This window comes from Actinomadura sp. 7K507 (genome assembly GCF_004348425.1).
GTDB lineage: Bacteria > Actinomycetota > Actinomycetes > Streptosporangiales > Streptosporangiaceae > Spirillospora.
Map to the genome: position 1 here is coordinate 22941 of NZ_SMKK01000100.1, position 7953 is coordinate 30893.

Sequence of the window (7953 nt, forward strand, 5' to 3'; positions counted from 1 at the left end):
CCGCGTGCGGTTGCGAACCCGCATTGGGCCGCGCAAGTCAAAGGTACGTAGTATCCAAGACAGCGGACCGCAAACCCGTCGGAGGTGAACCATGCCGTGTGCGCTGTGCGGCGACATCATCCCGACCGAAGTCGCCCGGTGCCCCGCGTGCGGCGCCTGGGCGAGGCGCCGCGACTTCCGCGCGGTCGGCGTCGCGGTGTTCATGCTCCTCGGCTTCAACGCGTTCGTCGCGCTCGGTTCCGGGTTCAGCCTGCTCCGGTTCTCCGACCCGCTCCGCAACGCCACGCACGGCACCTATGACGCGGCGGCCACCGGCAAGGCCATCGGCCCCTACACGGAGCTGTTCTCGATCAGCATGATCATGGGCGCGGTCACCGGCGTGCTGTACCTCATCTGGCTGTGGCGCGCCTACGCGCAGTCGCCCGGCCCGCACCAGTACCACCGGGGCTGGGTCCTTTTCGGCTGGTTCTGCCCGGTCGTCAACCTGTGGCTTCCCCCGCGGCTGGTCTACGAGGTCTGGGTCAACAGTGGCCGGTACCGGACGGCCGAACGCCAGGCCGCGGGCCTCGTCGTCGCCGCCTGGTGGGCCTGCGCCGTCCTCGGCGTCCTGCTCGCCTACGCGTTCGCCCACGGCAACGTCGACACGCTCGCCGACGCCCGCTTCGACATCCACGTCGGCGTCGCCGCCGCGGCCTTCCAGGCCATCGCCGCCACCCTCTGCATGGCGACCGTCTTCCAGATCACCAGGCTCCAGGTGGCCCCCGGAGAGCTAGCCCGCGGTTGGGCCTGAGCTGCCCTGGCTGGTGTGCCAGAGGGCGGCTCTCGGGGGGCGCTTGATGGCCGGGCCGGCATGGCCGATGTCCGAGTACGGGGACATCGCGAAGCCGGTGGGGTGGACGACGCGGTGCCCGACCGGGCCGCCTCGCGGGCCGGGGGCCGCCATCGCGGCGCGGACGGCGTCCGGGCCTCCCCGGCGCCATTCCTCATGCAGGGTGTTCAGGTCCCAGCAGGCGTTCGCGGTGATCGAGACGGCGCGGGCCCCGGCGCGGCGGACGCGGCCGCGGGCGACGAGGAGCCACGAGCCGAAGACGGTGGCGGCGCACCTGTCCTGCACCGACTCGAAGAACGTGAGGTCGACGGGGCCGGTCGCGTCGTCCAGCGTGGCGAAGATGACGCGCTGGCCGGACCTGACCGCCGGGGTCTGCGTGGCGACCTTGACGCCGGCGACCAGGACCTCGCTTCCGTCGGGGCGTCCCGCGAGGTCGGCGGCCCGGACGACGCCCAGGACCGCGAGGATCCCGGCGTAGAAGGTCAGGACGTGCCGGCTGACGTCCATGCCGAGGATGTCCAGCTCCGCCTCGACGACCTCGGCGGGCGTCATCGGAGGAAGTTCGCCCGGCGGGATGTCGTCGGCGAGTTCGAGCTCCAGAGCGCCGTCCCCGTCCTCGTGGCCCAAGGGGAGTTGGCCTTCGACGAGCGGGGCGCGGGCGGTGGCGCGGTGCAGGGCGCCCACCCGGCAGAGCAGGTCGCGGCGGGGCACCCCGTCCGGCGCGTAGACGCCGTCGAACGCCCCGGCCAGGACGAGCCGCTCGGTGGTCGGCCTGGAGACCTTGGCGCGGCGCCAGAAGTCGGTCAGCGACACGTACGGGCGCTCGCCGACGATCGCGGCGACCTCGGTGTCGTTGATGCCCCTGACCTCGCTCAACGCGACCCGGATACCGGCCGGGCCGCCCCCTGAGACGGACACCGGGACGGGCTCGGCGTGCCAGTGCGCGGCGGAGCGGTTGACGTCCAGGGGAAGGATCGGGACGCCGAAATGCCGTGCGTCGTCGAGAATGACCCGCTTGGGGTACATGCCGGGGTCGTGGGTGAGGACGCCGGCGTAGAACGCGGCGGTGTGGTGCCGTTTCAGCCATGCCGACTGGTAGGTGGGCAGCGCGAACGACGCGGCGTGCGCCTTGCAGAAGCCGAACGCGCCGAACGCGGTCAGCATCCGCCAGACCCGTTCGACGACCGGCTCGTCATAGCCCCGGGCCAGGGCGTGCTCCCGGAACCAGGCGCCGACCACGGCCTGCCCCCGTTCGTGGTTCAGGCTCCGCCGCGCCGCCTCCGCCTTCGAGAGGCCGCAGCCGGTCATCACGTCGAAGACGCGCAGCACCTGCTCGTGGAAGACGATCACGCCGAGGCTCTCCCGCAGCACCGGTTCGAGGTCGGGATGCGGGTAGGCGGGCTCCCTCGTCCCGGCACGCGACTCCAGGAATGGCGTCACCATGTCGGAGTTGACCGGGCCCGGACGGAACAGCGAGATGTCGATGACGAGGTCGTCCAGGTCGCGCGGCTGGAGCTTGCCGAGCAGTTCCCGCTGCCCCGGCGACTCGATCTGGAAGCAGCCGAGCGTCCGGGACGTCCGGACCAGCTCGTAGGTCGCGGGATCGTCGCGCGGGACGTCCTCCAGCGCGATCCGCTCCCCCGTCGCTCGTGCTACTTCTGCCACCGCGTGCGCCATCGCCGACTGCATCCGGACGCCGATGACGTCGAGCTTGAGCAGCCCCATCGCTTCCACGTCGTCCTTGTCGAACTGGCTCATCGGGAATCCGGTCGCGGCGCGCTCGACCGGCGTCCGGTCGTGCAGGGCCGGGTTGGACAGCAGGACGCCGCACGGGTGCATGGCGATGTGGCGGGGCAGCCCGTCCAGGCGCTCGGCGATGCGGAACAGCACCTCCAGGCGCCCGGCCGCCAGGTTGCTCTGCCGCAGTTCGGGCAGGTCGTGCAGCGCGGTGCGGATCTGGCTCGCCCTGATCTGCGGGAACGCCTTGGCGATCGCGTCGATCTCCAGCGGCGGCAGGCCGACGGCGTTGCCGACGTCGCGGATCGCGCTGCGCGCCCGGTAGGTCTCCATCATCGACACGCACGCCGTGGCGTCGGCGCCGAACCGGTCGAACAGGGCCTCGTAGGCCTCCAGCCGGCGGGCGGACTCCACGTCCAGGTCGATGTCGGGCAGGCCCTCGCGGCTGTCGGCGAGGAACCGCTCCATGAGCAGGTCGTGCCGCAGCGGGTCGAGGTCCCCGATGCCGAGCAGGTAGTTGACCAGGCTGCCGGCGCCCGAGCCGCGGATCGCGCACCGGATGCCGCGCGACCTGATCAGCGCGGCGGCGTCGGCGACCGTGAGGAAGTAGGAGGCCAGTCCCTTGCGGGCGATCACGCCGAGCTCGTCGTCGAGGCGGACGGCCGCCCGCCACGAGGTGCCGAGCCCGCGCCGGGTCATCCCGGCCGCGCAGCGGGCGACGAGCCTGGCGTACGGGTCGCCCGGGACGGCGGGCAGGTGGACGTCGTCCATGCCGAGGTCGCGGCCCGGGTCCAGGACGCAGCGTTCGGAGAGCCGCCGGGTGGCGGCCAGCAGCGCGTCCGCCTCGTCCGGGCCGCAGCTCAGCTCCGCGACCCGGCGCATCTCCGGGACGGACTTCAGGTAGGCGTGCCCCGTGAGGTCGTCGAGGTGCCGCCGGTCCAGCGGGACGAGCCGGCGCGTCACGTCCAGCACCTGCGCGACCGGGTGATCGGCCGGCTCCAGGTACCGGACGGCGTTTCCCAGCACCGCGGGCACGCCGGCCTCGCGGGCGAGGGCGAGCATCCGGGCCGCCCGGTGCCCCTCCCCCTTTCCGTGGTGGTCGACGATCTCGAGCACGGTCTCGGCCGTCGCGCGCCACTCGTCCAGGAGCCGCGCCGCCAGGTCGGGCCGCCGCCCGGTGATGGCCCGGCCGACGTCCGACCACGGCCCGAGCAGCACGATCAGGCCCTCGGCGTGCTCACCGACGATCTGCCGCGTCACCACCGGGTTCCCGCGCTCGCCCGCCGCGTGCGCCGCCGTCACCAGGCGGCAGAGCGACCGCCACCCGGCGCGGCCCTCGGCGAGCACCACGATCCGTTCCTCGCCCGTGGACGCGACCTTGAGGTCGGCGCCGACGACGGCCCCGATCCCCGCGTCCTGGCATGACCGGACGTGACGGACCGCGCCGTACAGCCCGTCGCGGTCGGTCAATGCGAGCGTCTCCATGCCGAGGCCCGCCGCGCGCTCGGCCAGGGCGGCGGGCGGCGCGACCCCGTATCGGAGCGAAAAGCCCGAAGCGACATGAATGTGCACGTCAGTCCCATACCCGGGAGAGCAGCCAGCTGTCACCCGCCACGTCATAACGCAGCTCGTAGACGCCGATCTCCCTGTCCGGGGTCGCCTCGACCCGCCAGAACTCCCGCTCGCCGGTGGCCTCGCCGTCGGGCCGCTGCTCCCGCCACCAGTCACGGGTCGTGACCCAGTGCTCCAGCACCCGCCGGACGGTGTAGAGCCGGCCACGCCAGACGAACCGGACGGGACGTCCGTCGCTCACCCAGACGTCCACCGGGTCGCCGAACACGCGTGTCATCTGCCTCCCCCTCGTGCGCACCGCACGGGGGAAGAGCATGCGGACGTTCGAACAAACGTTCGCACCCGAGTCTAGAGACCCGGCCGGTGAGAGGGCAAGGCGGGGCGGCTACCCCAGCAATCGGGTCAGGCGGTCGGCCACGCCGGAGGCCTCGGCGACGTCGGCCATGCCGCCACCCGGCCAGAGGTAGTACCAGCCGTCGCCGGCCAGGGTGGCGACGACCATGACCTGGCGCCGGGACCGCGGGCCCGTCACGCTCAGCAGGGATTCCCCGGGACCGGCGAACCGCCAGGACAGGCCCCGCGCCTCGACCTCGTTCGCGAGCGCCGCGAGGTGACGCCGGCGCCCCTCGGCGATCTCCCGCCCACTCACTACAGACACATCAGCCGCCCTCAGCATGGGTCCGGACCGCCGGCCGACCACCTGGGGCGATCATCCGGCGACAACTGGTGACCGGCCTTCAGCATGACCCGAAACCCGCGGCTGCGCAGCGAGAACCCGGAGAGTGGGACGACTGTTCGGCGATCCGCCGGGGGATGGTCCGGGAGGGGAGGTCCGACCCGCCGTGCTCACGTGCGCCAATCGCGGCCGACCGTCATCCGGCCGGGTAAAATCCGGTGCGCATGCGGAGGCCCGGTCCGTGATAGAAGCCTCTGTGAGACGGGCGTTCAGCGCCCGCCGTCACGCGGACAGAAGGAGCGAGCCGATGAGCGCCGTCCCCGCCGGCGACCCGTCAGGCCCCACCCACGCCGGTCCCGCGCACGCGGGCCCCGCACACGACAAGGCGCCCGCGCCGCCACGCGCCCTGGCCGGGCTCCGCGAACGCAAGAAACAGCGGACCCGGACGGCGCTCGTCGACGCGGCACTGGACCTGTTCCTCTCCCAGGGGTACGAGGCGACGACGATCGACGAGATCGTGGCGGCGGTGGAGGTGTCGCAGCGGACGTTCTTCCGCTACTTCGCCACCAAGGAGGACGTCGTCACGAGCTTCCTCGCCGAGCACGACGAGATCCTGAAGGAGGCGCTGGCGGAGCGCCCGCCCGGCGAAAGGCCCTACACCGCGCTGCTGGAGTCGATGCGCGTGGTGCTGCGGACGATCGCCGACGGCGCCCCCGCCGACAGCGTCCGGTTCCGCCGCGTCCGGAAGGTCATCGAGAGGACGCCCTCGCTGATGGCGGCGCAGATGGCGCGCCACTCGGCGTCGGCGGAGGCGCTCGCCGCCGAGATAGCGCGGCGCGAGGGCGTCGACGTGGAGAACGACCTGCGGCCGCGGATCGTCGTCGCGTTCTACCTCTCGTCGGTCAAGGTCGCGTTCGAGGACTGCGCACGGCGCGACATCTGGGACCCCGGGACGGTCGCGTCCCGCGTGGACGAGGCACTCACACTCGTCGCCCGGACGATGCGCGACTGGGTGTGAACGACCCGGCGGTGGTGAAATGGCCTCGGGGGCACCGGAGTTCCCTTCGGTATCCGAGCGGCACATCGGCATAAGAGCGGCAGAGAGGACGACATGCGCGCGATCGTCATCACCGAGAACGGCGGCCCCGAGGTCCTGGTGGCCGGGGAACGTCCCGACCCCGAGCCGGGCCCCGGGGAGGTGCTGGTCGACGTGGCGGCGGCGGGCGTCAACTTCATCGACGTGTACTTCCGGACCGGCGCCTACCGCCAGGACCTCCCGTACACGCCGGGCGTCGAGGCGGCGGGAACGGTCGCGGCGGCCGGCGAGGGCGTCACGGAGTTCTCCGCCGGCGACCGCGTTGCCTGGGCCAACGTGCAGGGCGCCTACGCCGCGCGGGCCGCCCTCCCGGCGAGCAAGGTCGTCCCCGTCCCGGACGGCGTCGCGCTGGAGGACGCGGCGGCGTCGCTTCTGCAGGGCATGACGACGCACTACCTGACGCGATCGACGTACCCGATCCAGGCGGGCGACACCGTCCTCGTGCATGCGGCGGCGGGCGGGATGGGCCTGCTGCTCACCCAGGCGGCCAAGGCCCTAGGCGCCAGGGTCATCGGGACGGCGTCCACGCCGGAGAAGGAGCAGCTCGCCAAGGAAGCGGGCGCGGACGTCACGATGAACTACGACGACTTCCCCGAGAAGGTGCGTGAGCTGACCGGCGGCGAGGGCGTCGCGGCCGTGTACGACGGTGTCGGGGCGCCCACGTTCGACGGGAGCCTGGCGAGCCTGCGCCGGCGCGGCGTCCTCGCGCTGTACGGGGCGGCCGGCGGGCCGGTACCGCCGTTCGACCCGCAGCGGCTCAACGCGGCCGGTTCGGTGTACCTCACTCGCCCGTCGCTCAACCACTTCACCGAGGCCCGCGAGGAACTGCTGGAGCGCGCCGCCGCGGCCTACGGATGGGTGGAGTCGGGCGACGTGCGGATCCATGTCGGGCACCGCTACGACCTCGGCGAGGCCGCCGCGGCGCACGCCGACCTGGAGGCGAGGCGGAGCACGGGCAAGCTGCTGCTGATCCCCTGATCGCGCACCGGTGATTCCCGGCTCCCTTAGGGTGGGCCGGGACAGACGATCACCGAGGAGCGCCGCCCCCATGACGACGACCGCAGCCGTGCCGCTGGACCAGGACGAACCCCGCGTCCTCGGGCCCTACCGCCTGCTCGGGCGCCTCGGCCGCGGCGGCATGGGCACCGTCTACCTCGGCGCCGAGCCGGACGGCCGCCGGGTCGCGGTGAAGGTCGTCAACCGGGAGCTCGCCGGGGAGGCCGCGTTCCTCGCCCGGTTCCGCCGCGAGGTGACCGCCGCGCGGCGCGTCCACCGGTTCTGCACCGCGCCCGTCCTGGACGCCGAACTCGACCAGGACCCGCCCTACATCGTCACCGAGTACATCGACGGGCCGAGCCTGGAGAAGGCCGTCGCCGAGCGCGGTCCGCTGCCCGGGTCGGACCTGGAGGGCCTCGCGGTCGGCGTCGCCACCGCGCTCGCCGCCATCCACGGCGCCGGGATCGTCCACCGCGACCTCAAGCCCGCCAACGTCCTGCTGTCCTCCACCGGACCGCGCGTCATCGACTTCGGCATCGCCCGCGCCCTCGACGCTCCCGGCGGCCCCACCCGCACCGGCCAGTTCGTCGGGACGCCCGCCTACATCGCGCCCGAGGTGCTGCGGGGCGAGCCGGTCGAGCAGGCGTCGGACGTGTTCTCGTGGGGCTGCGTCGTCGCCTGCGCCGGGACGGGGCGCTCCCCGTTCCAGGGCAAGACGGTCGCGGAGACGTTCCACCGCATCGGCACCGAGGAGCCGGACCTCACCGGCCTCGACCCGCGGCTGCGCGAGATCGTCGCCGCCGCGCTCGGCAAGGACCCGCGCGGCCGGCCGACGGCGCGGCAGCTCCTCACCCGCCTCGTCGGCCAGGAGCAGGCCGACCCGGAACGCGCCGCGGAGACGATCTCGGCTTCCTGGCGGGGGCCGGATCCGGCTCCGGAGCCCGAGCCGGAGACCGGTACGAACGGCGCTCGCCCGGCGGCGCCGGAGGTGGAGGTTCCGGAGCCGAGGCCCGTCCCCGAGGCCGCCGAACCCGCCGCCTCCGAACC

7 protein-coding genes are annotated in these 7953 nt (G+C 73.3%); 4 read left to right on the forward strand and 3 right to left on the reverse strand.

Annotation, left to right across the window (positions count from 1 at the left end; translation table 11 throughout):
• Positions 1–91 precede the first annotated feature (91 nt).
• Positions 92–790, forward strand: coding sequence for a DUF4328 domain-containing protein (locus E1285_RS22760; protein ID WP_132155274.1), 699 nt, complete (start codon positions 92–94; stop codon positions 788–790).
• Here the strand turns inward: E1285_RS22760 and E1285_RS22765 are convergent.
• The 3 genes from E1285_RS22765 to E1285_RS22775 form a co-directional block, all read right to left on the reverse strand.
• On the reverse strand, positions 770–4138 hold the full coding sequence (locus E1285_RS22765) for a DNA polymerase III subunit alpha (RefSeq protein WP_243722984.1): 3369 nt from the start codon (positions 4136–4138) through the stop codon (positions 770–772). The genes E1285_RS22760 and E1285_RS22765 overlap by 21 nt on opposite strands.
• Before the next feature lies 1 nt (position 4139).
• Positions 4140–4415 carry a DUF6504 family protein gene (locus E1285_RS22770; RefSeq protein WP_132155278.1) on the reverse strand — a complete coding sequence of 92 codons (276 nt, stop codon included), beginning with the start codon at positions 4413–4415 and terminating at the stop codon, positions 4140–4142.
• 108 nt (positions 4416–4523) lie between these two features.
• Entirely contained in the window at positions 4524–4796 is a 273-nt protein-coding gene (locus E1285_RS22775) for a hypothetical protein (protein WP_243722985.1), read from the reverse strand.
• A gap of 325 nt (positions 4797–5121) precedes the next feature.
• Here E1285_RS22775 and E1285_RS22780 point away from each other — a divergent pair, with 325 nt between their 5' ends.
• The 3 genes from E1285_RS22780 to E1285_RS22790 form a co-directional block, all read left to right on the forward strand.
• Complete coding sequence (locus E1285_RS22780) at positions 5122–5832, forward strand: TetR family transcriptional regulator (protein WP_132155282.1); 711 nt, start codon at positions 5122–5124, stop codon at positions 5830–5832.
• Positions 5833–5925: 93 nt separating this feature from the next.
• The gene (locus tag E1285_RS22785) at positions 5926–6888 is read left to right on the forward strand and encodes a quinone oxidoreductase (RefSeq protein WP_132155284.1); all 963 of its coding nucleotides are present in this window, start codon (positions 5926–5928) and stop codon (positions 6886–6888) included.
• A 70-nt stretch (positions 6889–6958) separates the two neighbouring features.
• Positions 6959–7953: serine/threonine-protein kinase (locus E1285_RS22790; RefSeq protein WP_132155286.1), on the forward strand; the 995-nt coding region annotated here is incomplete at its 3' end.

Bases quoted from the DNA above. Each gene is read 5' to 3' on its own strand.
- E1285_RS22770 (WP_132155278.1), bottom strand. From the start codon at position 4,415: ATGACACGCGTGTTCGGCGACCCGGTGGACGTCTGGGTGAGCGACGGA.
- E1285_RS22780 (WP_132155282.1), top strand. From the start codon at position 5,122: ATGAGCGCCGTCCCCGCCGGCGACCCGTCAGGCCCCACCCACGCCGGT.
- E1285_RS22760 (WP_132155274.1), top strand. From the start codon at position 92: ATGCCGTGTGCGCTGTGCGGCGACATCATCCCGACCGAAGTCGCCCGG.
- E1285_RS22785 (WP_132155284.1), top strand. From the start codon at position 5,926: ATGCGCGCGATCGTCATCACCGAGAACGGCGGCCCCGAGGTCCTGGTG.